Source organism: Glaesserella sp., from assembly GCF_041814905.1.
In the GTDB taxonomy this organism is placed as follows: Bacteria; Pseudomonadota; Gammaproteobacteria; order Enterobacterales; family Pasteurellaceae; genus Glaesserella.
In genome coordinates, this window is sequence record NZ_JBGXYA010000036.1 from 41,637 (window position 1) to 65,902 (window position 24,266).

25 protein-coding genes, 1 tRNA gene, 1 other RNA gene and 1 pseudogene are annotated in these 24,266 nt (G+C 42.3%); 20 read left to right on the forward strand and 8 right to left on the reverse strand.

Annotated elements, in window-relative coordinates; translation table 11 throughout:
* Positions 1–15: 15 nt before the first annotated feature.
* Positions 16–1,215, reverse strand: a complete 1,200-nt coding sequence (locus ACEYJ7_RS05560; RefSeq protein ID WP_373778093.1) for a glycosyltransferase family protein — start codon at positions 1,213–1,215, stop codon at positions 16–18.
* Positions 1,216–1,686: 471 nt separating this feature from the next.
* Here ACEYJ7_RS05560 and ACEYJ7_RS05565 point away from each other — a divergent pair, with 471 nt between their 5' ends.
* The 8 genes from ACEYJ7_RS05565 (at position 1,687) to nrdD (ending at position 9,717) form a co-directional block, all read left to right on the forward strand.
* The gene (locus ACEYJ7_RS05565) at positions 1,687–2,061 is read left to right on the forward strand and encodes a winged helix-turn-helix transcriptional regulator (RefSeq protein WP_373778094.1); all 375 of its coding nucleotides are present in this window, start codon (positions 1,687–1,689) and stop codon (positions 2,059–2,061) included.
* A 100-nt stretch (positions 2,062–2,161) separates the two neighbouring features.
* On the forward strand, positions 2,162–2,683 hold the full coding sequence (gene ccmE, locus ACEYJ7_RS05570; RefSeq protein ID WP_373778095.1) for a cytochrome c maturation protein CcmE: 522 nt from the start codon (positions 2,162–2,164) through the stop codon (positions 2,681–2,683).
* Positions 2,680–4,635, forward strand: coding sequence for a heme lyase CcmF/NrfE family subunit (locus tag ACEYJ7_RS05575; protein ID WP_373778096.1), 1,956 nt, complete (start codon positions 2,680–2,682; stop codon positions 4,633–4,635). The genes ccmE and ACEYJ7_RS05575 overlap by 4 nt, the downstream gene beginning before the upstream one ends.
* 81 nt (positions 4,636–4,716) lie before the next feature.
* The gene (locus tag ACEYJ7_RS05580; RefSeq protein WP_373778097.1) at positions 4,717–4,881 is read left to right on the forward strand and encodes a DUF5363 domain-containing protein; all 165 of its coding nucleotides are present in this window, start codon (positions 4,717–4,719) and stop codon (positions 4,879–4,881) included.
* A gap of 131 nt (positions 4,882–5,012) precedes the next feature.
* Positions 5,013–6,620 (forward strand): DNA recombination protein RmuC, encoded by a 1,608-nt coding sequence (rmuC, locus tag ACEYJ7_RS05585; RefSeq protein ID WP_373778098.1) that lies wholly within the window; start codon positions 5,013–5,015, stop codon positions 6,618–6,620.
* A gap of 108 nt (positions 6,621–6,728) precedes the next feature.
* The gene (locus ACEYJ7_RS05590; RefSeq protein WP_373778099.1) at positions 6,729–7,292 is read left to right on the forward strand and encodes an anthranilate synthase component II; all 564 of its coding nucleotides are present in this window, start codon (positions 6,729–6,731) and stop codon (positions 7,290–7,292) included.
* Between the two features lie 173 nt (positions 7,293–7,465).
* Entirely contained in the window at positions 7,466–7,939 is a 474-nt protein-coding gene (gene nrdG / locus ACEYJ7_RS05595; protein WP_373778100.1) for an anaerobic ribonucleoside-triphosphate reductase activating protein, read from the forward strand.
* The gene (gene nrdD / locus ACEYJ7_RS05600) at positions 7,936–9,717 is read left to right on the forward strand and encodes an anaerobic ribonucleoside-triphosphate reductase (protein WP_373778101.1); all 1,782 of its coding nucleotides are present in this window, start codon (positions 7,936–7,938) and stop codon (positions 9,715–9,717) included. Before nrdG ends, nrdD begins: the two co-directional genes overlap by 4 nt.
* A 103-nt stretch (positions 9,718–9,820) precedes the next feature.
* On the opposite strand, the gene ACEYJ7_RS05605 is transcribed toward nrdD, so the two are convergent.
* A complete protein-coding gene (locus tag ACEYJ7_RS05605; protein ID WP_373778102.1) occupies positions 9,821–10,369 on the reverse strand; it encodes a UPF0149 family protein in 549 nt (182 codons plus the stop codon).
* Positions 10,370–10,443: 74 nt separating this feature from the next.
* On the opposite strand from ACEYJ7_RS05605, the gene ACEYJ7_RS05610 reads away from it, so the two are divergent.
* The 8 genes from ACEYJ7_RS05610 (at position 10,444) to tyrS (ending at position 15,065) form a co-directional block, all read left to right on the forward strand.
* Positions 10,444–10,770, forward strand: a complete 327-nt coding sequence (locus ACEYJ7_RS05610) for a cell division protein ZapA (protein ID WP_373778103.1) — start codon at positions 10,444–10,446, stop codon at positions 10,768–10,770.
* A 67-nt stretch (positions 10,771–10,837) separates the two neighbouring features.
* Positions 10,838–11,019: non-coding RNA, 6S RNA (ssrS, locus tag ACEYJ7_RS05615), on the forward strand.
* A 6-nt stretch (positions 11,020–11,025) separates the two neighbouring features.
* Positions 11,026–11,604, forward strand: coding sequence for a 5-formyltetrahydrofolate cyclo-ligase (locus tag ACEYJ7_RS05620; protein WP_373778104.1), 579 nt, complete (start codon positions 11,026–11,028; stop codon positions 11,602–11,604).
* Positions 11,604–12,047 (forward strand): isoprenylcysteine carboxylmethyltransferase family protein, encoded by a 444-nt coding sequence (locus ACEYJ7_RS05625; protein ID WP_373778105.1) that lies wholly within the window; start codon positions 11,604–11,606, stop codon positions 12,045–12,047. Before ACEYJ7_RS05620 ends, ACEYJ7_RS05625 begins: the two co-directional genes overlap by 1 nt.
* A gap of 93 nt (positions 12,048–12,140) precedes the next feature.
* On the forward strand, positions 12,141–12,500 hold the full coding sequence (gene hinT / locus ACEYJ7_RS05630; RefSeq protein ID WP_373778106.1) for a purine nucleoside phosphoramidase: 360 nt from the start codon (positions 12,141–12,143) through the stop codon (positions 12,498–12,500).
* A 1-nt stretch (position 12,501) separates the two neighbouring features.
* On the forward strand, positions 12,502–12,873 hold the full coding sequence (locus ACEYJ7_RS05635) for a YcfL family protein (protein ID WP_373778107.1): 372 nt from the start codon (positions 12,502–12,504) through the stop codon (positions 12,871–12,873).
* Entirely contained in the window at positions 12,870–13,625 is a 756-nt protein-coding gene (locus ACEYJ7_RS05640; RefSeq protein WP_373778108.1) for a phosphotransferase, read from the forward strand. Before ACEYJ7_RS05635 ends, ACEYJ7_RS05640 begins: the two co-directional genes overlap by 4 nt.
* 249 nt (positions 13,626–13,874) lie before the next feature.
* Entirely contained in the window at positions 13,875–15,065 is a 1,191-nt protein-coding gene (gene tyrS, locus ACEYJ7_RS05645; protein ID WP_373778109.1) for a tyrosine--tRNA ligase, read from the forward strand.
* An 84-nt stretch (positions 15,066–15,149) separates the two neighbouring features.
* On the opposite strand, the gene ACEYJ7_RS05650 is transcribed toward tyrS, so the two are convergent.
* A complete protein-coding gene (locus tag ACEYJ7_RS05650) occupies positions 15,150–16,313 on the reverse strand; it encodes a cytochrome-c peroxidase (protein WP_373778110.1) in 1,164 nt (387 codons plus the stop codon).
* 48 nt (positions 16,314–16,361) lie between these two features.
* Positions 16,362–17,624, reverse strand: coding sequence for a transcription termination factor Rho (gene rho / locus ACEYJ7_RS05655; protein ID WP_373778111.1), 1,263 nt, complete (start codon positions 17,622–17,624; stop codon positions 16,362–16,364).
* 203 nt (positions 17,625–17,827) lie between these two features.
* Here rho and hslR point away from each other — a divergent pair, with 203 nt between their 5' ends.
* The 4 genes from hslR (at position 17,828) to ACEYJ7_RS05675 (ending at position 20,075) form a co-directional block, all read left to right on the forward strand.
* Positions 17,828–18,241, forward strand: a complete 414-nt coding sequence (gene hslR, locus ACEYJ7_RS05660) for a ribosome-associated heat shock protein Hsp15 (protein WP_373778112.1) — start codon at positions 17,828–17,830, stop codon at positions 18,239–18,241.
* The gene (gene hslO, locus ACEYJ7_RS05665; RefSeq protein WP_373778113.1) at positions 18,238–19,110 is read left to right on the forward strand and encodes an Hsp33 family molecular chaperone HslO; all 873 of its coding nucleotides are present in this window, start codon (positions 18,238–18,240) and stop codon (positions 19,108–19,110) included. Before hslR ends, hslO begins: the two co-directional genes overlap by 4 nt.
* Before the next feature lie 20 nt (positions 19,111–19,130).
* Positions 19,131–19,898 (forward strand): DNA polymerase III subunit epsilon, encoded by a 768-nt coding sequence (gene dnaQ / locus ACEYJ7_RS05670; RefSeq protein ID WP_373778114.1) that lies wholly within the window; start codon positions 19,131–19,133, stop codon positions 19,896–19,898.
* Positions 19,899–19,998: 100 nt separating this feature from the next.
* A tRNA-Asp gene (locus ACEYJ7_RS05675) sits at positions 19,999–20,075 on the forward strand.
* A 133-nt stretch (positions 20,076–20,208) separates the two neighbouring features.
* On the opposite strand, the gene ACEYJ7_RS05680 is transcribed toward ACEYJ7_RS05675, so the two are convergent.
* The 4 genes and pseudogenes from ACEYJ7_RS05680 to ACEYJ7_RS05695 form a co-directional block, all read right to left on the reverse strand.
* Positions 20,209–20,472 carry a GrxA family glutaredoxin gene (locus ACEYJ7_RS05680; protein WP_373778115.1) on the reverse strand — a complete coding sequence of 88 codons (264 nt, stop codon included), beginning with the start codon at positions 20,470–20,472 and terminating at the stop codon, positions 20,209–20,211.
* 128 nt (positions 20,473–20,600) lie between these two features.
* Complete coding sequence (gene typA / locus ACEYJ7_RS05685; RefSeq protein WP_373778116.1) at positions 20,601–22,448, reverse strand: translational GTPase TypA; 1,848 nt, start codon at positions 22,446–22,448, stop codon at positions 20,601–20,603.
* 223 nt (positions 22,449–22,671) lie between these two features.
* On the reverse strand, positions 22,672–24,018 hold the full coding sequence (locus ACEYJ7_RS05690; protein WP_373778117.1) for a patatin-like phospholipase family protein: 1,347 nt from the start codon (positions 24,016–24,018) through the stop codon (positions 22,672–22,674).
* Between the two features lie 53 nt (positions 24,019–24,071).
* Positions 24,072–24,248: pseudogene (locus ACEYJ7_RS05695) on the reverse strand (TolC family protein); the annotation flags it as partial.
* Positions 24,249–24,266 lie beyond the last annotated feature (18 nt).

The window sequence follows — 24,266 nt, forward strand, 5'->3', positions numbered from 1 at the left end:
TAAGTCGTTAACTAATTAAATAGATGAGCTATTTTTAAAAATATGGAGAATTTGGTTCGCAACATTATCCAAACCATCAAAATCCAATACATCACGAGCATTAGAAAAAGATTTCGATGTTGCCATCCATTCGGTAAGTTTTTTAGGAGTTAATTCGTTCGGGTGCAAACAATCAATAATTCCCATTTCCGCCAGACGTTCGGCACGAATAAGCTGCTCCGTTCTTGGAATAATTCGTGGAACAATTAATGCGGGCTTATAAAAAGATAAGATTTCAGTCGTAGTGTTATAGCCACCCATTGAAATGATACGCTCAGCATTCTGCATTAACTTCAGTGGCTCAGAGACAAAATCAATAACATGAATGTCATCTCGTTGTTGTGCCATCTCATGGATCTCATCACGTTGTTCTTCTGGCATTAACGCACCACAAATCAACAATCCGTTCCAGCCATGAGGTAAAGTAGATTGCATAAAGGCTTTAGCCAGTTGGAAACCGTCTTGCCCACCTCCCATCGCACAAAGCACATATGGTGATTCAATTTCGGTTAAAACCGAATCTACCCCATGATGTTCAATCCGGCGAGCTTGATCTAAATAGCCGACATAACGAAGTTTAGTGCTAATTTCTGCATCAAATTCATATTCTTTAGTAAGCTCAAATAAACGAGGGTCTCCGTAAACCCAAATTTCGGAGAAGTAAAGACGGATAATTTCTATATTCTTCAATCGATTCCATTGATGTAATACCGCATCCGGTTCATCAATAATATCGCGTAGGCCAAGAACAATATGTACGCCTTTTGCAGCCAAAACCGGCAAAATGCTGTCCAATTCATTCATGGCACCTCGTGGGACATTATCCACTACAAAAACTGTCGGCTCAAAAGCATCCAACGCCGCACGGATAATTTGGCTACGGATATTAACCAAACGTTTTATATCGCTACCTAATGAACGAGGAATGTAGTTACCTTCCTTCGTTTTGAAATAGGTTGGCATCGTTACTGAATCAGCCCCTTTTGGTAGAGGGAAAGCCCCCGATTCACGGACTCCGGATAATAACAACACTTCCGCTTGAGGACAGGCTTCGAGTACCGATTGAGCAAGTAGCATATTACGACGAATATGCCCCAACCCCATGGTATCATGAGAATAGAATGCAATCCGTTGCTCCATTGATAATAAATTGCGATCTGTTAATGTATTTTTCACGATAATTCTTCCTAAATTACTCGCACAGATTAGATGGATAAAAAATGTTCATATCTATTTATCGTTTTTAATTTATTTCGCCGATAGACAAAACTAAAAATGTTTAGTTCTCAGATAATTTTAGCCTTGGTACTCTAGGTGCATTCCAATTTATTGGATAAAAATAAATCACTGGCAATATCATGATTTATACACATTGTTATTTCAACCCAAGAAAGGTAAATGATATGTAAAACAAATTAAAAATGAATTTTTAATTTGCACAACCAATGAAAACTATTTGAATTTGCAAAATTTTTGCCGATTCAGACCGCTTGTATTTCTCTGTAACGAGTTTGCGATAAATCAATAAAAGCAGATTCTCGGATTGTCTTTCCTACCGTGATACCTTACCATTCACCAACTTACTTTTAAGAAGTACATTAAAAAGGTAAGTTCTATTTTTTATCGCTTAAATACTCAGGAAATCCTATGCAAGAAAAAGCGTCACAGAACATTAAGCGGGGATATGTTCTCTCCGCAAAATGCCCTTCGCGAGCAATGTTATTGCACCTAACCGGTCGGTGGGGCGGGTTGATTATGATTGTGTTATTAAAAGGCACGAAACGTTTCAGCGAGCTGCGTAAAGAGATCGACGGTGTAAGTGAACGAATGCTGACGCAAACGTTACAACAACTTGAGCGGGACGGGATGATTAACCGTAAATCTTTTCATACCGTGCCGCCACACGTGGAATATTCACTAACCGATTATGGCAGACAAGCGGCTGAACGGATTTATCAACTAGTCGATTGGTTAGAATGTAATGTGAACGGGCTTTTGCAAACGCGCCAATCAACAAAATAACCAGCGACCCGATGAGGGAATTTTGATAAAATACTTTCATATATGTGATTGTATATAAAACAATATGTGTGATTACTTATTTATTTTTTAAGGGTTATTTATGAATCCAAGACGTAAATCAAGACTGAAAGTGGTAGTAGCAGTATTAAGTGGGGTTGCTGTTGCCGCTGGTCTAACGCTCTATGCATTGAGTCAAAATATTGACTTATTCTATACGCCGTCAGAAATCGTGTATGGCAAAAATGATGACCCAAAAACCAAGCCGGAAGTCGGTCAACGTATTCGTGTAGGCGGAATGGTGGTTGACGGAACGGTGAAACGTGATGATAAAACCCTCAAAGTGGTATTTGACCTTAACGATATCGGTCCGTCTATTCAGGTTGAATATGAAGGCATTCTGCCGGATTTATTCCGTGAAGGACAAGGTATTGTTGCACAAGGGACGTTAATCGAACCAACCAAACTGAAAGCAACAGAAGTGCTAGCAAAACACGACGAAAACTATATGCCGCCGGAATTAAACGATCAAATGAAAAAACAGCATCAACCGATGGGGATTTCCGATGCGGATCTGAAAGGCAAATCGGAGCGTGATCGCTATCAGTTGGGAGACAACAAATGATTGCAGAATTAGGTAATTATACCCTTGCACTCAGCTTGGCAATCGCATTGTTGGTTGCGGTATTACCGATTATCGGTGCCGAAAAACATAATGCCACATTAACCTCCCTTGCTCGCCCGATGACTTGGGCGATGTTCATTGCGCTGACGATTTCGTTCGGTTCGCTTTTTTATTTATTTGCTGTCAATGATTTCAGCGTGCAATATGTCGTGAATAATTCTAACAGTACCTTACCACTTGAATACCGTTTATCTGCGGTATGGGGCTCCCATGAAGGTTCATTACTACTTTGGATTTGGCTACTCTCTTTGTGGAGCGTTGCAGTGGCAACATTCAGTCGTCAAATGCCGGAAGAAGCGGTAGCGCGAGTGCTGGGGGTCATGGGCTTAATCAGTATCGGCTTTTTAGTATTTATTATTTTTACATCTAACCCGTTTGACCGCACATTTCCGGATTTCCCGGTTGACGGACGTGAGCTCAACCCGATGTTGCAGGATATCGGATTGATTTTCCACCCGCCGCTACTCTATATGGGCTACGTCGGTTTTTCTGTGGCTTTCGCGTTTGCAATCGCTTCCTTAATGACCGGGCGTTTAGATACCGCTTGGGCGCGCTGGTCTCGCCCATGGACAATTGCTGCTTGGGTGTTTCTCACATTAGGAATCGTACTTGGTTCTTGGTGGGCATATTATGAACTCGGTTGGGGCGGTTGGTGGTTTTGGGATCCGGTCGAAAACGCTTCCTTAATGCCGTGGATTGCCGGAACAGCCTTAATTCACTCACTCGCCGTCACCGAAAAACGCAGCACCTTTAAAGCATGGACTGTGTTATTGGCAATTATGGCATTTTCTCTCTGCTTGCTCGGTACATTTTTAGTTCGTTCGGGAATTTTAGTGTCGGTTCACGCTTTTGCTTCTGACCCAACCCGCGGTTTATATATTCTGGCCTATTTGGTGATCGTGATTGGCGGTTCACTACTGCTTTACGCCTATCAAGGCAGCAAAATTAAAAGTACGGACAATTCGGAACGCTATTCACGCGAATCACTATTACTATTGAATAACGTGTTACTGATGGCATTTTTATCAGTAGTCTTTTTAGGCACGATTTTACCGCTAATTCACAAACAGATCGGTTTAGGTACAATATCTATCGGTGCGCCATTCTTTGATCAAATGTTTATGATTTTAATGGTACCTTTCGCCTTTTTATTAGGAATCGGTCCGTTAGTCAAATGGCGTCGCGACCAAGTTTCTGCAATCCGTAAACCGGTAGTCATTTCGTTAGTCGTGATGATTGCTCTCGGCTTTGCTCTGCCTTATTTCTTTGCGAGTAAAATCACTGTTAGCGTCGTTCTCGGTACCATGATGTCTATGATCATCGTGGCGCTGAGCCTGTATGAGTTACATCAACGCGCCACCCACCGTCATACTTTCTTTGCCGGATTATTGAAACTCTCCCGCTCTCATTGGGGAATGATACTCGCGCATTTGGGCGTGGCGGTCACGGTATTCGGTATCGCCTTTAGCCAAAACTTCAGTATTGAACGAGATGTGCGAATGAAGGTCGGCGATTCCACACAAATTTTAGATTATAACTTCACGTTCAAAGGCATTCGTGATAGCAACGGCCCGAACTATATCGGCGGTACAGCGGAGCTTGAAATTACCCAAAACGGCAAATATGCATCGACATTATATGCAGAAAAACGTTTTTATAATGTCAGTAAAATGGGAATGACTGAAGCCGCTATCGATTGGGGTTTCACTCGGGATTTATACGCGGCATTAGGCGAGCGCTTAGAGGACGGTTCTTGGGCGCTACGACTTTACTACAAACCGTTTATCCGCTGGATCTGGTTCGGCGGTCTGTTTATGGTATTCGGCGGGGTGCTGTGTATGGCGGATAAGCGTTACCGCTTGAAAGTTGTGCCCAAAACTGCGACGATATAGTTTATCCTTTTCTCCTTGTTTGGAGGAAAGTCGTTACAAGCGGTCATTTTTCCCCCATTTTTTGCAAAAAGAGGTGACAATATGGCGGAACAACAAAAAGGCTTTTTTCGAAACCTACTCGATAAATATGATGAGCTTTGCAAGGATCTCGGCGTCGACCAAGGTGGATGTCGCGGTTGTATTCCTGTCGTCAAATTCGATCCAGAAAAAGAAGAAGGCGATAACAAAACTGAGAAAAAAGAGTAATCTCATTAACACCACTGTCGGGTATCACATATCCCGGCAGATTTATGCCTCTACCCTCCCGCATTTTTTCATTGATTTCCGCCCTTAAAAATCCGTAAAATACCACTATATTTTTTTACAGTATTTTGATTATGATTATTGACGAAATTTGGCTATATGCGGCAATCGCCGGCTTAACATTGATCGGAATTTTGCTGCTATTTACACAATCACGTTATAAACGCGATGCCATTGAGTTACAGCAAGATCTCCAACAAATCCAAACTCAACTTGAACAGCTTTCACAAAAATACGAAGCCGTAAATACAGAAAAAAATCAGGTTGAGCAGTGGGCGATTCAACAACAAACCCGCGCCGAGTCTATTGACGAACGTTTAGCGGAGCGGGATCTTTCCATTCAAAAACTACAACAGAAACTGGAATTTGCCGAAAACCAAGAAAACCAATTGGAAAGCTATATCAATGAACTCAAAGAACGCATCGGTTCATCACAAGCCAAAGCCGATGGGTTGGAAGATCAACTGCAAAATGCCCAACTCAACTTAATCAATAAGGAAAAAGAGAGACAATCGCTACAAGTACAACTTTCTCAAGTACAACAAGAATTAGTGGAATTACGCACAACACTGCATGAAAAACAGAGCAATTTTGATGCTCAACAACGTCAATTTATGGAGGTTCGCCAACAACTGAATGTGGAATTTCAACATCTGGCTCAACAGATTTTGGACGAAAAAAGCAAATCTTTTTCGGAAACCAACCAATCCGCTTTAGACCTGCTGCTCAAGCCGTTTAAAGAGCAAATCGACGCATTTCAAAAACGGGTGAACGAAATCCATAGCGAATCCATTAAAGGTCACACCAATTTGGAATCGGAAATTAAACGGGTACTGGAAATTGGTTTATCCATGTCGCAAGAGGCGCAAAACCTCACTACCGCATTAAAAGGTAATAATAAAATTGCAGGTAACTGGGGCGAAATTCAGTTGGAAAGTGCATTGCAATCGGCGGGGTTACTCGCAGGTGAACATTATGTTGAACAAGAGAGTTATCGCGATGAAGAAGGTAAACGGTTTGCGCCGGATTTTGTGGTGAACTTGCCGGACGGCAAACATCTTATCATTGACAGTAAAATATCGCTGGTCGCTTACGATCAAGCGGTCAGATCTGAAGAAAATTTTGCAATTCAACAGGCGTTGGATGAACATTGCCGTTCGTTGCGCACGCATATAGACGGGCTTTCTAAAAAGGACTATCGCAATCTTATTGGGATTAAAAGCCCCGATTTCGTGCTGATGTTTGTGCCGATAGAACCCGCTTATATTGAAGCGATGAAACACGATCCTCAACTATTTAACTACGGCTACGAACGTAATGTCATTTTGGTTTCGCATACGACTTTAATGCCGATTTTACGCACCGTAGCAAACTTATGGCGTATCGAACGCGGAAATACGGAAGCGCGTGAAATCAGTGAAAAAGCAGGCGATATTTACAATCAGGTTTGTATGGTTGCTGACCGTTTGGCAAAACTTGGCAGCACTCTGAACAGCGCCAGTCATCAATACAACCAAACAGTTACATCGTTAGTCGGCAGACAAGGGTTGTTAGGCAAAGTCGACCGCTTCCAACATCTTTCAAGCAAAGCAAGCCAAATCGTTCCGAAAGTAGAATTACTGGAAAGCGATTGGGATGTCGCAAAATTGGAAGTAATAAAAGAGCAAGAAGATAAAGCATGAAGCAAATCACCATCGAGCAGATTTTTGAAAAATCAAACAAGATCATTTTTGGCGATGACGAATATCACGTATAATTTCGTGCTATGAATATCCGTATCACACAACAACATGCTACTTATTATTGATAATCACGATTCCTTCACATTTAACCTAGTTGATTTGGTGCGAAAAATCGGGGTTGAGATGCAAGTCGTCTCCGTCGAAGACCTTGATTTAGACGCCGTGGAACATTTCAGCCACATTATGATCTCACCCGGTCCTGATGTGCCGAGTGCTTATCCTCAACTGTTTGCCCTGTTAGAGCGTTACCACCATGCTAAATCGATTTTGGGCGTTTGCCTTGGGCATCAAACCCTCTGTCAATTTTTCGGCGGAGCTTTGTACAACCTTGAAACAGTCCGCCATGGTCAGCGCCGCTCATTGGTTCAGCATTCTCCTAATCCCTTGTTTGAAGGGTTACCCGATTCTTTTCATATCGGGCTTTATCACTCTTGGGCAATTTTGCAAAATTCTCTCGCAAACACACCGCTTGTCATGACCGCTTCTTGCGATCAAGGCGTATTGATGGCAATCCGCCATCAATACTTGCCGATTTACGGCGTGCAATTTCATCCGGAATCATTTATCACCGAACACGGTGAACAAATATTGCGCAACTGGCTGACGAAGTAATTCACGCCTCAAATTTACAAATCCTAATTCATTGATTTCTTTAATCTGTTTTTTGACAGTTTGAAAGGATTCGCCTAATTTTGATTTTTATCAATTTTCTTTACCCTTAAACCTTATACACTACATATTGTGTTTCAAACAACAAAAAAACACAATATATAGTGAATTAATATATGCAACAGCTTAGATTCAGCAGCGAACAAATTGTCTGGCAGGAAGTGCCGAATGAAACTTCTCTTGCCTTTTTAATTAACGGCTGCCCGCTAGGTTGCAAAGGCTGCCATAGTGCCGATAGTTGGAAAGCTGATAGCGGCATACTTTTAACGGAAGAATATCTTCAACAGCGTTTAACCCAATATCAAGGCTTGATCAGTTGCGTACTGTTTATGGGGGGCGAATGGCAAGCGGAAACACTCATCCGTCTGTTAAAGTTAGTTCGTCAACACGGTTTAAAAACCTGTCTTTATACCGGGTTGGAACGGCATGAATTACCGCAAGCACTCATCAAGTATCTCACTTACCTAAAAACCGGCAGGTGGATTGCCGAACGTGGCGGACTGAACAGTTTAACGACGAATCAACGTTTTATCGATTTACGCAGCGGCGAAAATCTCAACCCTCTTTTTCTGAAGGAAACAACGAAATGATCAGACTTAATGCGGAACAACTCCAAGGGAAGCTGGATTTTATCGACCATTATATTCAAGCAAATAATGCGGCGGACGGCTCAAAAATGGATGCTAATGCCAATGTCAGCCAAAAGAACATTGCTACAATGGAAAATGAACTTATGAAGGATTTCTTTGTGCAGGTTAATCGCGCTAAAGTCAGTAATAAAATAGCAGAACTTTTCGGAAAAGATTTAGCCGCAGAATATTTACGTCAAATTGAAGATCATGAAATCTACGTTCACGATGAAACCAGCCTGAAACCTTATTGTGTTTCAGTGACACTCTACCCTTTCTTGCACGACGGATTGAGTAAGCTCGGCGGCGAATCCAAAGCGCCAAACCATCTGGCATCTTTTTGCGGTTCTTTTATCAATTTAGTCTTCGCCATCAGCTCACAATTTGCCGGGGCGGTGGCTACCGTGGAGTTTTTAACTTATTTTGACTATTTCGCCCGCCGAGATTATGGAGAGAATTATCTTGAAACGCACCATAATGAAGTCGAAAGCCATCTACAGCAAGTCATCTATAGTTTGAACCAACCCGCAGCAGCACGCGGTTATCAAAGTGTATTTTGGAATATTTCGGTTTTCGACCGCTATTATTTCGATGCAATGTTCGGTGATTTTGTATTCCCCGATTTATCCGCACCGAATTGGCACACCGTTTCCGCTTTACAAGATTTCTTTATGCGTTGGTTCAATAAAGAGCGTAGCAAAGCCATCTTGACTTTTCCGGTCGTGACCGCCGCCATGCTGACCGAAAACGGCAAATGTAAAGACGGCCATTTTGCCGATAAAATGGCACAAGAGCTGTCCGAAGGAAATTCTTTCTTTATCTATCAATCGGATAACCCTGATTCTCTCGCCTCCTGCTGCCGTTTACGTAACGAAATCAGCGACCATACGTTTTCCTACTCGTTAGGTGCAGGCGGCGTGGCGACCGGTTCGATTAATGTCATCACCCTAAATATGAACCGTTTGGAACAAGACGGGCGGAATTTAACTGAAGAAGTCGGTAAAATTCATCAATATCAATATGCGTACCGCAAATTGATGGAAGAATATTTATCCGCAGGAATGCTGCCGGTTTATGATGCCGGATTTATCTCGCTGAATAAGCAATTCCTCACCATCGGCATTAACGGTATGGCGGAAGCCGCGGAATTTCATAGCATTAAAGTCGGCTATAATCCGGAATATGTTGATTTTGTCCGCCAACGTTTATTTGCAATTTATTCAGCAAATCAGACCGCTTGTAAACAATACGGCGTGAAATTTAATACCGAATTTGTCCCGGCGGAAAATCTTGGGGTAAAAAATGCCAAATGGGATAAAGCCGCGGGTTATGTTGTGCCACGCGATTGCTACAATTCCTATTTCTATATTGTGGAAGATGAAGAGATCAATGCGCTGGATAAATTTATGCTGCACGGAAAAGAACTTGTGGAGTGGTTAGACGGCGGTTCTGCCTTGCATTTAAATTTAGACGAAGCACTCAGTTTCAGTGGCTACCGCTCGCTATTGGATATCGCGGCGCAAACCGGCTGCAACTATTTCTGTATCAACGTAAAAATCACCATCTGTAACGAATGCGCGCATATCGACAAACGCACTTTACGCTTGTGTAGTTGCTGCGGCTCACAAAACATTGATTACGGCACAAGAGTCATTGGTTATTTGAAACGGGTTTCCGCTTTCAGCTCCGCCCGTCAGAAAGAACATTCATTAAGGCATTATCACCGTAAAGCCGCGTAAAACCGCTTGAGTTTCATAATAGAAAAGCCTCCTCCACAAGTGGAGGAGGAAACAAGAAAAAACAAGCGGTCAGTTTTCAACGATTTTTTGCAAATTCAAGACGTTAATGTAACTTCGGCTTTTCCGCCATTTTCGGTGAGGCAAAATGGCTGTGTAAAAACAGTGTGACTATGCGTAGATATTCAACAATCTCTTCACCGGCATCAAGCAACGCTTCACTGCTTTCGTCTTCATCATAACCAAGTCTGGCGATTTCATCTAAATCATCGATCGCTTCATTCACTTCATCATTTTCACGCGACAATTTCGGTTGAGCCAAACCTAACCCCGAAATAAAATGCCCCGTCCAATCAGCAATATTATCGGCTAAGACAAAACCGTCTTCCTCTTCAGGTAGCCACAATGAAAAAAGCGTATTGGCTTCATCAAAACTTTCGCTTAATTGTCGGTAAAATTCGCTCAATGCCGCTAAAGGCGCTTGAGAAAAGGCGTGCCCATCGTTCATAAACTGATATGTTAAGGTTTTCCAAGAGTCGTCTTGAATACCGCCGGCGATTAATCCGCTTAAAAAACCGTGAAATTCGGCTGGGGAATAATCGATTTGAAGCTGAGAAATCAGCTGTTTAAATTCGTTTGATTGCAAAATAGCCATAGCCTATTATTTGTGATTTATTCAAAGGGTGGCATAATAGCAAAAATTTTTGTGTTCGTGAGGATTTCCCGACAATGTCGAAGAATAATATTGAATTATCGCTTTTTGGGCAGGTGCTTCGCCTTTACTGCCCGCCGGAACAGCAAGAAGCGTTATTAGCGTCCGCGCAACGTTTAGAAGAACGTGTCGCCGTACTTAAAGAGCAATCCGGCATTATCCAGCTTGAAAAAGTGCTTTCTATCGTGGCACTGAATTTAAATTACGAGCTGGAGCAAGAACAGCGCAAAAACGTAGAAAATAAAAATGTGTTAATGGCATGTGTGCAGCAATTAGACAATTCATTGGCAAAATTTCAGTCAACGAATATTGATGCCATGTCTGTTGCTCAAGAAAATGACTAATAGCATAAATTCCTGCATTTTCTTGATCTGAACACTAGGAAAAACGATCAAATTCCGTTAGTATTCTTATTGCCTGAGGTGTACGTTGTGAGTTACGTCCCTGAGCCGATATTTAAAACACTTTGAGTTGAGCTCTTATATTGTTGGTGAGCAGGCTCGTTCGACGAGAAGCCTAAAAACGGTAATGTTCGACTCCCTTGAACCGTCTGGTTCAAGGACCACAACGAATGACGGCACTTCGGGTCTTTTTTATTTATGACAAAATCTTCCCCTTACGAACTTCGTCAGCAATTACGCCAAACCATGCGTGCATTGCGTCTCGGCTTAACACCGGTACAACAAACCTTTGCCGCGCAACAAATTATTCCTAAGGCATTAACATTAATTGAACACTATCAAGCAACCCGTCTTGCTTTTTATCTGCCTTTTAACGGTGAGATTTCTCCGATTCCGTTAATTGAACGGCTACAAACGCTGAACAAAAAAATTTATCTACCGGTACTACATCCTTTTAGTGCACATCAACTGCTGTTTTTGGAATATCACTCACCGCAGGATTTGGAAACCAACCGCTTCGGCATCCTTCAACCCAAACTTGATGTACGTAATGTTCTACCGCTAAACGAATTAGAGATGATTTTCGTGCCGCTTGTCGCCTGTGATCAACAAGGCAATCGCTTAGGTATGGGCGGTGGTTTTTATGATAGAACCCTTGCTCAAGCCAAACATTTAGTGAGCGTAGGTTTGGCTCATCGCAACCAACAAGTTGAACAACTGCCCGTTGAAAGTTGGGATGAACCTCTTACGCATTTAATTCTCGGAGATTGCGAATAATGGCGCTCAAACTTCCCCCACCGCTTGTGGCGTTAATCTGTGCAATCATTATCTATTTTCTTCCGAATTATGCCGAACCCAATCTGATTTACCGCGCCGCTGCACTGTTTTTTATATTATTTGCCGCGGTTGTCGATATTTCAGGGCTGATTGCGTTTTACCAAAACAAAACGACAATTAATCCGCTAAATCCAAGTAAAACGGTCCGTCTCACTACGCATGGCATCTACCGTTTTACCCGAAATCCAATGTATCTCGGTTTGGCAAGCTTATTGATTGCATGGTCGCTGTGGCTGGGCAATGCTTTCGCATTTTTGGTCGTTTGGGGATTTATCGCCTACATCACCCGCTTCCAAATTCTGCCGGAGGAGCGGATTCTCGAACAAAAATTCGGCGAAGAATACCGCACCTATCAACAAAAAGTACCACGGTGGCTTTGGTAGCGCAGACAAGCGGTCGGTTTGTGAGAAAATTTTGCAAAATTTGCAAAAAAATCGGACAATCTCACCGCTTGTATCGATTAAAAGGAACAAATTATGTCTACTCAATACCCTGAAACTATTTTCAGTAAAATTATCCGCAAAGAAATTCCGGCAAACATTGTTTATCAAGATGAACTGGTCACCGCATTCCGCGATATTTCGCCGCAGGCTAAAACCCACATTTTGATTATTCCGAACAAATTTATCCCAACCGTTAATCATGTTACGGCTGAAGATGAGCAAACGTTAGGACGCTTATTCACTGTTGCAGCCAAAATTGCCAAAGAAGAAGGTATTGCCGAAGACGGCTACCGTTTGATCATGAACTGCAACAAACATGGCGGACAAGAAGTATTCCATATTCATATGCACCTTGTTGGCGGCGAGCCGCTCGGTAAAATGTTGGCAAAATAATATGTTATTCAAAAAATTCTTCATGCCTGCACTATTTGGCTTACTTCTCGGTGCCTGTTCCAGCTCGCCGACCAGCTATTTGCCAAATGGAACTCAGCCGATTGTCAACATTGAGGCGAATATCAATTCGTTGATCAATGTTGAAGCGTCATCGAATGCCTTAACCGTCGTTAACAAAACGGCTCGCCCGCTTAGCTTGCTCTATACGCTGATTTGGTACGATAAAGATGGTGTAACCCAAACGACAAACGGCGCGGAAAACCCGCCTTGGCATACTTTACAGCTCGAAGCGGAACAGAAATCTGCCCTGCAGCTAGACAAACCGAGTACAGAAAGCGAAAACTACCGTATTTACCTACGCAGTAGTCGATGAACGCATTAGCATGGTTGACGCAAACCAAAGCGCAAGCGGTTCGTTCCGTGCAACCATTGCACGGATTGACCGCGTGTAGCCAATTGATAGAACTGGAAAACGGCGAACGCTACGTATGGCGCAAGCAGAGCAGACGGGCAACGGATTATGGCATAAACTACTCGCAAGAAGCGGTGATATTGGCAGCCATAGCCGAATTCGGATTCTCACCGGTTCCCTGCTACGTCTCTTCACAAGAAACCTTGCTTCACTGGCTTGAAGGCGAGCAGCCGAAACAATTCGACGATCAGTTGTTGCAACAACTGGCAGCATTGCTCGCCAAACTGCACCGTTTGGATTTACAAACGGTCTTTTTCGGCAAAAAATTGGCAAAACTCGATCTTGCCGAGCGTTGTTATACTTTATGGAAAACACTCTCCTCAAATCAACAAGCTGAATTGGGCTTTTCACCGCCATTTAACCGGGTCGAACCGTTTGCAGCGGCACTTTGCCATCACGATATCCACCTTGCCAATTTGGTTACCCGTTCAAATAGATTGTTTTTAATTGATTGGGAATATGCAGCCGTCTCCGATCCGGCATTGGAACTTGCGATGATTATTCACGGCAACGCACTGATTTCCGCACAACAAGCGGTCTTTTTGAACGGTTATTTTGCAAAAAATCCGCTCAATCGCACCGCTTGTATCGCCAAAATGAAAGAATATCTGCCTGAAATTGAAAAACTTAATCGATTATGGTTTGCGCTTTAGCATATTGTAGATAAAATTATCACCCAATTGAGAACCATTTTTATTTGTAAAAGAGTGTAAACCGACTTGTCTTTGTTTTTGAGAATCAATATCATTTAGTCACTTCAAAAATAATAGGTAATCACTCCAACTCTTACGCCTCATTCCCCCACAAAATGAGGCGTTTTTTTTCGCCTTTTCCCTATGATTTTCATTTCATCCCGTTATAATACCGAGTATTTTTCGCTTTATACAGAATAAGGACACATAATGACTCAATCTATTGATACTATTCTCGCCGAACTGAAACGTGGCGTAGAAGAAGTTTACTCCGAAGCAGATCTCATCGAAAAATTAAAAGAAAACCGTCCGTTGCGCGTAAAACTTGGCGCAGATCCAACCGCTCCCGATATTCATTTAGGTCATACCGTAGTATTAAACAAACTACGTCAATTCCAGAATTTTGGTCACGAAGTGATTTTCTTAATCGGTGACTTCACCGCAACCGTGGGCGATCCTTCGGGTAAAAACACAACCCGCCCGCCGCTTTCTCGTGAAGATGTGCTACGCAATGCGGAAACCTATAAAGAACAGATCTACAAAATTCTCGACCCGCAAAAAACCCGTATCGTGTTTAACTCCGATTGGTTAGGTGAATTGGGTACCATTGGTATGATTCGCTTAGCATCAAACTATACGGTCGCTCGTATGCTTGAGCGTGATGATTTCAAAAAACGTTTTGCCAATAACCAATCTATTGCGATTCACGAATTTATCTACCCGTTATTGCAAGGTCATGATTCTGTTGCTTTGGAAGCGGATATTGAACTTGGCGGTACAGACCAAACTTTCAACCTGTTGATCGGTCGTGAATTGCAAAAAGCCGCAGGGCAAAAACCGCAAGTGGCAATGACTTTACCGCTTTTGGTCGGCTTAGACGGCGAGAAAAAAATGTCAAAATCCCTGGGCAACTACATCGGTGTGACCGAAGTTCCTAACGAAATGTTCGGTAAAATTATGTCGATTTCGGATGAATTGATGTGGGATTGGTATAACTTACTTTCATTCCGTCCATTGGCAGAAATCGCCCAATTAAAAGCCGATGTTGAAGCAGGAAAAAACCCGCGTGATGTGAAAATTCTGTTAGCGAAAGAGATTATCGCACGCTTCCACTCAGAAGCCGATGCCGATACTGCAGAGCAAGAGTTTATCAATCGTTTCCAAAAAGGTGCATTACCGGATGAAATGCCTGAATTCACCTTTGAAGGCGAAATCGGCTTAGCGGCATTGTTAAAAGAAGCCGGTTTAGTACCTTCCACGTCTGAAGCAATTCGTTCTGCACAGCAAGGCGGCGTGAAAATTGATGGCGAAAAAATCGATGATGTGAAACAAAATGCGCAAAAAGGGACTTTTGTTTATCAAGTCGGTAAACGTAAATTTGCAAGAGTAACAGTGAAATAGCCTTATTTCCCCATATATTTAAAGCGTAGATTTATTCTACGCTTTTAATTTGCTTTATTTAATGAGACAAAAATGCCTTCCGATTTATTTGCTATTCCCGATTAGCCTTTCATAACGTGCATCCGTTAACGTTTTTAGAAATGCTTCTAGCGCATCGATATCTTCATCGGATAACGGTTTACTTTTAAGATCGTCAAAAGCGATCGTCGGATGGTATTCCGAAGCCTCCCACACTTTACCGGTTTCCGGATTATGCGTTCTTACAGGATTATTGAAGTGATCTAAATAAAGCAATACTGTACGTAGCTCACGAAAAACACCGTTGTGCATATAAGGAGCGGTAACCGCAACATTGCGTAACGTCGGCACCTTAAATTTACCTTTTTGATTAATATCCCCTCTTACCATCGGGTTATCCAACAAACCGTTATCAACAAAGTCTGCAGGCAGTCGGTTATGTTCAATCAAATACGGATTACTTGGCACACCGATATTGTAATAGCGATAGTTAGTAAAGGTTTCTTGTCGATGATTTGTCTGCGAATGAAGTTGATGGCAGTTGCTACAGTGAGTTCTATTCTTATCGAAAAACAGATCACGCCCTTGCTGTTCCAGCGGAGTAAAGTGATATTCACCGATTAATGCCTTATCGTATTTAGCATCAAAAGGCGCAAGTAACCGTTTTTCTTGCTGAAATACCGCAATAGCATCTTCCATTGCAGCATAAATCGAATCCACGTTATCCCAAATATTTTGTCCGTAATGGTGAGTCAACAATTCGGCATACATCGGAATTTGCCATAACCGTTTCGCTACCGATAATTTATCCGGCATTCCCATTTCAAGCGGATCAAGCGGTGGCATTCCCGCTTGTTTTTGCAAATTTTGCGCTCGACCATCCCAAAATTGCCCGCCGATATAATGCTGCGATTTTTCATCAAAATGAAATTCCGGTGAAAATTTCGCATAGAGCATAGTCGGCGCATTCCGTTTGCCAAATTTGGTTAAGTCATCGCCTTGCGAAACCATACCTTTTGCACTACTTTCACGAACATCGATAAATGCATGATCTTGGTCATGACAACTGGCACAATTTTGGTTACCGTGCAACGAGAGTGAACGATCAAAAAACAAAATCTGACCTAACAAAGCTTTATCAATACCGTTTTGCGGCATTGCCCGAGGTTCGGCTTCTAATGCTGATGCCATGAGCGGCATCAGCATGAAAACGTAGAGACTGTTTTTCATTATCATCACTCCCAAAATAAAAAACGCCCCTTGCGAGGCGTTTTATGATTATGAACGTTTCATAATTTCAAAAAATTCATCATTGGTTTTCGCAACCATCAATTTATCAATAAGGAATTCCATTGCTTCGACTTCACCCATCGGATTAAGGATTTTGCGTAAAATCCACATTTTTTGTAACTCATCCGGTGTTGTAAGCAAATCTTCTTTACGAGTACCTGAACGATTGAAATCAATTGCAGGGAATACACGTCTTTCCGCAATTTTGCGTGAAAGATGTAATTCCATATTACCCGTTCCTTTAAACTCTTCGAAGATAACCTCATCCATTTTTGAACCGGTATCCACAAGCGCCGTTGCAATAATCGTCAAACTGCCGCCCTCTTCCACATTACGCGCGGCGCCGAAAAAACGTTTCGGACGGTGTAATGCGTTTGCATCCACACCACCGGACAAAATTTTGCCCGAAGCAGGCGTCACCGTGTTATAAGCACGAGCCAAACGAGTAATTGAATCTAATAAAATGACCACATCTTTTTTATGTTCAACCAAGCGTTTCGCTTTTTCGATCACCATTTCCGCTACCTGGACATGACGCGCCGCCGGTTCATCAAAAGTAGAGGCGATGACTTCACCTTTTACCGAACGTTGCATTTCGGTTACTTCTTCCGGGCGTTCGTCAATTAACAAGACGATTAACACACATTCCGGATAATTGTAGGTAATACTTTGAGCAATATTCTGCAGAAGAACGGTCTTACCGGCTTTTGGCGGAGCTACGATCAAACCTCGCTGACCTTTACCGATCGGCGATGCTAAATCTAAAATACGAGCTGTTAAATCTTCTTTTGAACCGTTGCCTCGCTCCATACGGAGGCGGGAATTTGCGTGAAGTGGAGTTAAATTTTCGAAAAGGATTTTACTACGGGAAACTTCCGGTTTGTCCTCATTGACCAAATCCACTTTCAATAATGCAAAATAACGTTCGCCTTCTTTCGGCGGTCGAATTTTACCTTCAATCGAATCACCGGTTTGTAAGTTAAAACGGCGGATTTGACTCGGTGAGACATAAATATCATCCGGACCGGCTAAATAAGAGCTATCGCCTGAACGTAAGAAACCGAAGCCGTCCGGAAGGATTTCCAACACGCCTTGTCCGAAAATATCCTCTCCGCTTTTAGCATGCTGTTTTAAAATAGCAAAAATGATGTCTTGTTTGCGTAAGCGGGCCAAGTTCTCTAAGCCCATTTGTTCTTCACCGATACGGACAAGCTCCGATACGGGGGTATTTTTTAACTCTGTAAGATGCATAGATATTTAGAAATGTGTTTGTTAAAAATTAATTAGTTTTAGATTGGGTATTCAGAATTGATATTCGGTTGAATAGAGTTGTCGAAGAATACAGCGAAATTAATCAATTTGCAAATTTTTTCGCAAAACTGACCGCTTGTTTGCTTGAAAAAAACAAAAAAAACCCTATCTTGTGAGCCATTGTTTTCAAAATCGGACAGCTTATGAAAAACAGTGAAAAAGATTCCAACGACGTTCGCCTTGATAAATGGTTGTGGGCTGCGCGTTTTTATAAAACACGTAGCATAGCCAAAGCCATGATTGAAGGAGGCAAAGTGCATTATAACGGTCAACGCGCTAAAACCAGTAAAATCGTTGAAATCGGTGCCACCATTAAACTGCGTCAAGGCAACGAAGAAAAGGAAATTACCGTTATTGCCTTAAGCGACCAACGCCGAGGTGCATCGGAGGCTCAGCTGCTTTATCAAGAAACGGAAAAAAGTGTGGTGGAACGCGAAAAATTGGCATTTGCCCGCAAAGTTAATGCGTTATCAATGCCACATCCTGATCGCCGACCTAATAAAAAAGAGCGTCGCGATCTGCTTAAATTTAAACATATTAACTCGGATATTCTATGAATTACACTCAAGATAATGACAAACTTTATCGATTTCTCTTTAAAAATCGTGCCGTTCGCGGTGAATGGGTTCGCCTAAACGATACCTTTACCGAAACATTGAATACTCATCATTACCCAAAAACAGTTCAAAATCTGTTAGGTGAAATGTTAGTAGCGACCAGCTTACTTACCGCTACCCTTAAATTTGAAGGAACGATTACCGTACAAATCCAAGGAAACGGCGCCTTGAAACTTGCAGTCGTCAACGGCAATCAACACCAACAATTACGAGCGCTGGCACGCGTAGAGGGTGAAATCAATGAAAAAGCCACACTAGCTGAAATGGTTGGTCAAGGTGTGCTGGTCATTTCAATTATTCCGGAGCAAGGCGAACGTTACCAAGGTGTTATTGCCTTAGATAAACCGACTATACGCGAATGTTTAGAAGATTATTTCGCCCGTTCCGAACAACTCGCGACACAACTAAATATTCATGTCGGAGAATATCAAGGAAAAGCCGTTGCCGGCGGTACTTTGTTGCAAATTATGCCGGACGGTACCGGCACACCGGAGGATTTTGAACATTTAGCTACACTCGCGGCAACCACAAAAGATGAAGAACTATTCGGATTGAGTGCAGAAGAATTACTCCACCGTTTGTTCCACGAAGAAACCGTTGAAGTGTATCCGCCACAATCAACAGAATTCAAGTGTGGTTGTTCAAGAGAACGTTCAGGCGCAGCAATTTTGTTGTTACCTGAAGATGAAATCGCCGAAATGCTTGCCGAAAAGCAAGGAGTAATTGATATGCAGTGCGAATGCTGCGGTACACAATATTTCTTCGATAAGAAAGCGATTGAAGAGTTAAAAAATAACAACGAAAACTAAAGGTAAAATGAGAGAAAATCATGAACGAACCTATTCTCAGACAGGTGGTATTGGATACTGAAACCACAGGGATGAACTTTAACGGCGCACCGCATATCGGACACAATATTATCGAAATCGGTGCCGTAGAGGTAATTAACCGCCGTCTGACCGGCAGAACCTATCATGTTTATATCAAACCGCCACGAGAAGTGGATGCCGACGCTATCGCCGTTCACGGCATTACCAATGAAATGCTGGCGGATAAACCGACCTTTGCCGAAATTGCCGATGAATTTCTTGAATTTATTAAAGGTGCAGAATTAGTCATTCATAATGCGCCCTTCGACGTGGGCTTTATCGATCACGAATTTTCATTTTTAAAGAATCCACCGCCCAAAACCGCCGAAATGTGCCAAGTTACCGACAGCCTACAACTCGCACGAAAAATGTATCCGGGTAAACGCAATAGTTTGGATGCATTATGTGATCGTTTAGGTATCGATAACAGTAAACGCGTACTCCACGGCGCATTGCTGGATGCGGAGATCCTCGCCGATGTCTTTTTAATGATGACCGGCGGGCAGATCGCATTAATCGGTGAAGAAGAACATGAAACGACAAGCATAGTCCAAGTTGATGACTTTAACGCCCGTGTTATTCTTGATACATCGAGTTTGATTGTTCTTGCACCAACGGATGAAGAGCTGGAAGCACATCATAAATACTTGGAATTAATCAATAAAAAATCGAAAGGAAATTGCCTTTGGACACGTTCGGAAGAAGGCGAAACGGTTACATTGAACTAAAAATACCCGCCTTGTATAGGAAAAAAGCAATTAATCTGTTTTTTAAAAAAAGTGTTTGACGGGTAAAAGCGAAATCATTAATATACGCCTCGTTCGCTGCGGAGTGGTAGTTCAGCTGGTTAGAATACCTGCCTGTCACGCAGGGGGTCGCGGGTTCGAGTCCCGTCCATTCCGCCAATTTATTTAATATTCATAATATACCTCCTTAGTATGTTAAAAGAAAAAGCCTCTGAGTAATCAGAGGCTTTTTCTTTATAGGCATAGTAGACTAAAATTTATCTATTATGCCCTATTTTCTAAAGATTCCGAATTACAACGAAATCCCAAATCTTTCTTTCACAATCGGAGCAAAATCGGAAAAACCACCCATCGGCACATTATCTAAAAAGATTTGCGGCACAGTTGCAACCGGTTTACCGACACGAGGTTCCAAATCTTCTTTTGAAATACCGTTTTCAATCATATCCACGAATTCAAAATCGAAATCTGCTAATTCCGCTTTCATTTTCTCCGCCAATGCTTTGGCATTGCGACAGTACGGACAGGTCATACGACCATAAATTTCTACAAACATACTATTTCCTTATGGTTAATGTGATTACAAGCGGTCAGATTTTAACAGAAATTTGCAAATAAAAAAGGATACCTCAAGGTATCCCTTTTATCTCTTTGGCGCGAACAAAACGCTTAAAGTAGTGACAATTAATGTGTACTTGTACTTGCTGTCGTGCGGTTAGCACGTTTACGTTCAACTTCCGTTAATAATTTCTTACGAATACGCACTGATTTAGGAGTGACTTCCACTAATTCGTCATCGTCAATAAATTCTAACGCTTGTTCTAAGCTGAATTTAACCGGTGTGGTTAACGTTAACGCATCGTCTTTACCTGACGCACGCATATTCGTTAATTTTTTACCTTCCAATGGGTTGACGGTTAAGTCGTTAGAACGGCTGTGAATACCGATAATTTGACCCTCATAAATTTCCGCGCCGTGATCCACCATTAATTTACCGCGATCTTGCAACGCGTAAAGTGAATAAGCTAGCGCTTTACCTGTACCGTTTGAAATCAAAACACCATTGATACGTTGACCGATTTCACCCGGCTTCACGTCATCATAATGGCTGAAACTTGAATAGAGTAAACCGGTACCTGACGTCATTGTCATAAAATCATTACGGAAACCGATTAAACCACGGCTAGGAATAATGTACTCTAAACGGGTACGACCTTTACCGTCCGGCACCATATCTCGGACTTCGCCTTTACGAATTCCTAATGCTTCCATCACGGAACCTTGATGTTGTTCTTCAATATCAATCGTCACCTGTTCAAACGGCTCTTGTTTACGACCGTCAATCTCTTTAAAAATAACCTTCGGACGAGACACCGCCAATTCATAACCTTCACGACGCATATTTTCGATAAGCACCGATAAATGTAATTCACCACGACCTGACACGCTAAACACATCGGAATCTTCAGTTTCTTCCACACGCAATGCGACATTGTGTACCAATTCTTTGTTTAAACGCTCTAAAATTTGGCGGGAAGTCACGAATTTACCTTCTTGACCACAGAATGGCGAAGTATTCACGCAGAAGAACATCGTGACCGTCGGTTCATCTACCGATAGTGCCGGCAAGGCTTCTACATTGTTGATATCGCATAACGTATCGGAAATATTCAACTCCCCCATACCTGTGATCGCCACAATATCGCCTGCATAAGCTTCCGTCGCTTCGTAGCGCTGTAAACCTAAATGACCTAACACTTGACCGATACGTCCGTTACGGGTTTTGCCATACATATCGATTAAGGTTACAGGTTGATTCGGTTTTACCGTACCGCGTTTGATACGCCCTATACCGATTACGCCTAAATATTTGCTGTAGTCCAGCTGTGAAATTTGCATTTGGAACGGTGCGTCCAGCTCTACGTCCGGTGGAGCAACGTGTTTAATAATCGCTTCAAACAGTGGATCCATATTGGGTGCAAGCGCTTCGTGTTCCAAACCGGCTACGCCATTTAATGCCGAAGCATAGATGATCGGGAAATCCAGCTGTTCGTCCGTCGCCCCTAAATTAACGAATAAATCGAATACTTGGTCTACTACCCAGTCAGGACGCGCACCGGGACGGTCCACTTTATTGACAACAACAATGGGTTTCAAACCATGAGCGAACGCTTTTTGAGTAACGAAACGGGTTTGTGGCATCGGACCGTCAAAAGCATCGACCACCAGTAATACCGAGTCAACCATTGAAAGAACGCGCTCTACTTCACCACCGAAGTCAGCATGCCCCGGAGTATCAACGATATTGATACGGTAGCCGTTCCAGTTAATCGCGGTATTTTTCGCAAGAATGGTAATACCACGTTCTTTTTCAAGATCGTTGGAGTCCATCACTCGCTCGTCAACATCGCCGCGGGAGGTATCTAAGGTGCCTGAAAGTTTTAAAAGTTTATCAACTAAGGTTGTTTTGCCGTGGTCAACATGAGCAATAATCGCAATATTGCGAAGTTTGTTTGTATCGAGTTGTTGCATTGAAATGTCTTTATTTACGATGAAAATAATGACAGGTAAAAATACCCGCCTGACGAAATCTTAGAAATGTGTTGCACATTATTTTAATGTGATCTTGTTCACAATTTACAAAGGGTCGCGATTATACCTATTTTTTGTGTAATCGGCTAGAAAGCAAGCGGTCCGTTTGCCGTAAAAATTTGCAAATTTGCAAAATTTCCATCCAAACAGACCGCTTGTCGGCTTATTGTAGCGCCTTTAACATATCTCGATACTCACTCGATTGCTGTAATAACAGCTGTGCTGCTTTTTTGAGTTTGTTCACGCTACTTTTCGGCAGATAGAACGAAGTGCTGATATTCAACACGTCTTTTTTCAATGTCGATTCCGGTAAGTCTTTCAGATTCAGACTGACAAAATGCATATCGACCCGTTTATGCTTCGGCTGTTTTTGCATCGCTTGATTCCATTCATCGGTAAATTCACGAAAACGGCGTAACGTAACTTGAGTATTGCGGTCAATAGGCACGTTCACAATAGTGTTAAGCACATCCAAAGTTCTTGGAATATTCGCACTTTGGTCAATTTCACTGGTCACTTCATTTTGTGCATTGACATTAATCACCACTATTCGTTTTATTCCGCTTTGTAACACCCGTTGATAAATACTTTGCTGCCCCACGGCATCATAAATATCGGTTAAGCTTGCCAAACCGAGATTATCGGTTAAACCTCCGTCCACCAAGTGAATAAAAGGCCGTTGCTTGCTATTTTGATAAAGTGAGAAATTCTGCCGCATCTCTTGTACGCTTTTAGAGCGTAAAGAATCCAGCTGCACGAGAGAGGTAATCTGTTCGACTTCAGGCAACACAAAACCGCAGTTTCCGCCGTTGTTGTTAAAAGTAATCGGGCTAAACACTAATGGCACCGCACTGGAGGCAGCAACCGCACGGGCGATTTCTACATCGTCTAAATTTAAACAAAGTCCGTCAAAAAATTCTTGGGTAAACGTGACTTTTTGTCCCATGCTCATGTCGGTAGCGCTGATAACAACCAAAGGACCTTTTCTAACGGACAGATCACCGAATTTTTTACCGCCGTATAGGGTTAAATTAAGCTGTTCTTGCAGTAAATCACCTCGTCCGAATTGATCTGAAGTCAAGCGCGGTAAGTTAGAAAGAGAAAACAATTGATCGGTTAATTGGCTTTCAAAATCGCGTTTCAGAAAGTTTTCTTCAAATTTCGGTACGGTATCTTTGCCTTCCATGGATAAATAGGCAGCAAGTATCGAGCCGCCCGATACCCCGAACACTATATCGATATTGTCTAATAACGTCGGTTTAGTCGGATGATTAATTTTGACTTGTTTGAATTGCTCTAATACGCCATAGCCTAATGCCGCCGCACGGCTACCGCCACCGGAAAACATCAATACAATCAAATTACCGTCGTTGCTTTCCGCTAACGCAGTTTTCATCCGATAACCTTTGTTCGGAGTAACTTCGCTGATTGTTTCCGTCGGTTGATACAACATCGCATTACAGGCTGACAATAATACGGTAGTGAGTAAAATAGAAATCGTTTTTAGCATAGCAAATTAATATTAATAACAAAAACCGTCGTCCGGTTTGTTGAAATATGTGACTACCAACCACCGCCGAGGGCTTTATACAGATTGACTAAGTTTTGCACAGAGTTTAAGCGAAATTGAATTAATTGTTCCTGATAACTCAATGCCGATATTTGCGCACGTAGTGCCACATCCAAGGTTTTTTCACCGTGTTTAAACAGTTTCTGCGCATCACTTGTCTGTTTTTGCGCTTATTGATAGGCGTTGAT

Bases quoted from the DNA above. Each gene is read 5' to 3' on its own strand.
- rho (WP_373778111.1), bottom strand. From the start codon at position 17,624: ATGCATCTTACAGAGTTAAAAAATACCCCCGTATCGGAGCTTGTCCGT.
- rmuC (WP_373778098.1), top strand. From the start codon at position 5,013: ATGATTATTGACGAAATTTGGCTATATGCGGCAATCGCCGGCTTAACA.
- ACEYJ7_RS05640 (WP_373778108.1), top strand. From the start codon at position 12,870: ATGAACGCATTAGCATGGTTGACGCAAACCAAAGCGCAAGCGGTTCGT.
- ACEYJ7_RS05680 (WP_373778115.1), bottom strand. From the start codon at position 20,472: ATGTTTGTAGAAATTTATGGTCGTATGACCTGTCCGTACTGTCGCAAT.
- ACEYJ7_RS05635 (WP_373778107.1), top strand. From the start codon at position 12,502: ATGTTATTCAAAAAATTCTTCATGCCTGCACTATTTGGCTTACTTCTC.
- dnaQ (WP_373778114.1), top strand. From the start codon at position 19,131: ATGAACGAACCTATTCTCAGACAGGTGGTATTGGATACTGAAACCACA.
- ACEYJ7_RS05580 (WP_373778097.1), top strand. From the start codon at position 4,717: ATGGCGGAACAACAAAAAGGCTTTTTTCGAAACCTACTCGATAAATAT.
- hslO (WP_373778113.1), top strand. From the start codon at position 18,238: ATGAATTACACTCAAGATAATGACAAACTTTATCGATTTCTCTTTAAA.
- ACEYJ7_RS05650 (WP_373778110.1), bottom strand. From the start codon at position 16,313: ATGAAAAACAGTCTCTACGTTTTCATGCTGATGCCGCTCATGGCATCA.
- tyrS (WP_373778109.1), top strand. From the start codon at position 13,875: ATGACTCAATCTATTGATACTATTCTCGCCGAACTGAAACGTGGCGTA.
- nrdG (WP_373778100.1), top strand. From the start codon at position 7,466: ATGCAACAGCTTAGATTCAGCAGCGAACAAATTGTCTGGCAGGAAGTG.
- ACEYJ7_RS05565 (WP_373778094.1), top strand. From the start codon at position 1,687: ATGCAAGAAAAAGCGTCACAGAACATTAAGCGGGGATATGTTCTCTCC.
- typA (WP_373778116.1), bottom strand. From the start codon at position 22,448: ATGCAACAACTCGATACAAACAAACTTCGCAATATTGCGATTATTGCT.
- ACEYJ7_RS05690 (WP_373778117.1), bottom strand. From the start codon at position 24,018: ATGCTAAAAACGATTTCTATTTTACTCACTACCGTATTATTGTCAGCC.
- ACEYJ7_RS05605 (WP_373778102.1), bottom strand. From the start codon at position 10,369: ATGGCTATTTTGCAATCAAACGAATTTAAACAGCTGATTTCTCAGCTT.
- hinT (WP_373778106.1), top strand. From the start codon at position 12,141: ATGTCTACTCAATACCCTGAAACTATTTTCAGTAAAATTATCCGCAAA.
- ACEYJ7_RS05590 (WP_373778099.1), top strand. From the start codon at position 6,729: ATGCTACTTATTATTGATAATCACGATTCCTTCACATTTAACCTAGTT.
- ACEYJ7_RS05610 (WP_373778103.1), top strand. From the start codon at position 10,444: ATGTCGAAGAATAATATTGAATTATCGCTTTTTGGGCAGGTGCTTCGC.
- hslR (WP_373778112.1), top strand. From the start codon at position 17,828: ATGAAAAACAGTGAAAAAGATTCCAACGACGTTCGCCTTGATAAATGG.
- nrdD (WP_373778101.1), top strand. From the start codon at position 7,936: ATGATCAGACTTAATGCGGAACAACTCCAAGGGAAGCTGGATTTTATC.
- ACEYJ7_RS05625 (WP_373778105.1), top strand. From the start codon at position 11,604: ATGGCGCTCAAACTTCCCCCACCGCTTGTGGCGTTAATCTGTGCAATC.
- ACEYJ7_RS05620 (WP_373778104.1), top strand. From the start codon at position 11,026: ATGACAAAATCTTCCCCTTACGAACTTCGTCAGCAATTACGCCAAACC.
- ccmE (WP_373778095.1), top strand. From the start codon at position 2,162: ATGAATCCAAGACGTAAATCAAGACTGAAAGTGGTAGTAGCAGTATTA.
- ACEYJ7_RS05575 (WP_373778096.1), top strand. From the start codon at position 2,680: ATGATTGCAGAATTAGGTAATTATACCCTTGCACTCAGCTTGGCAATC.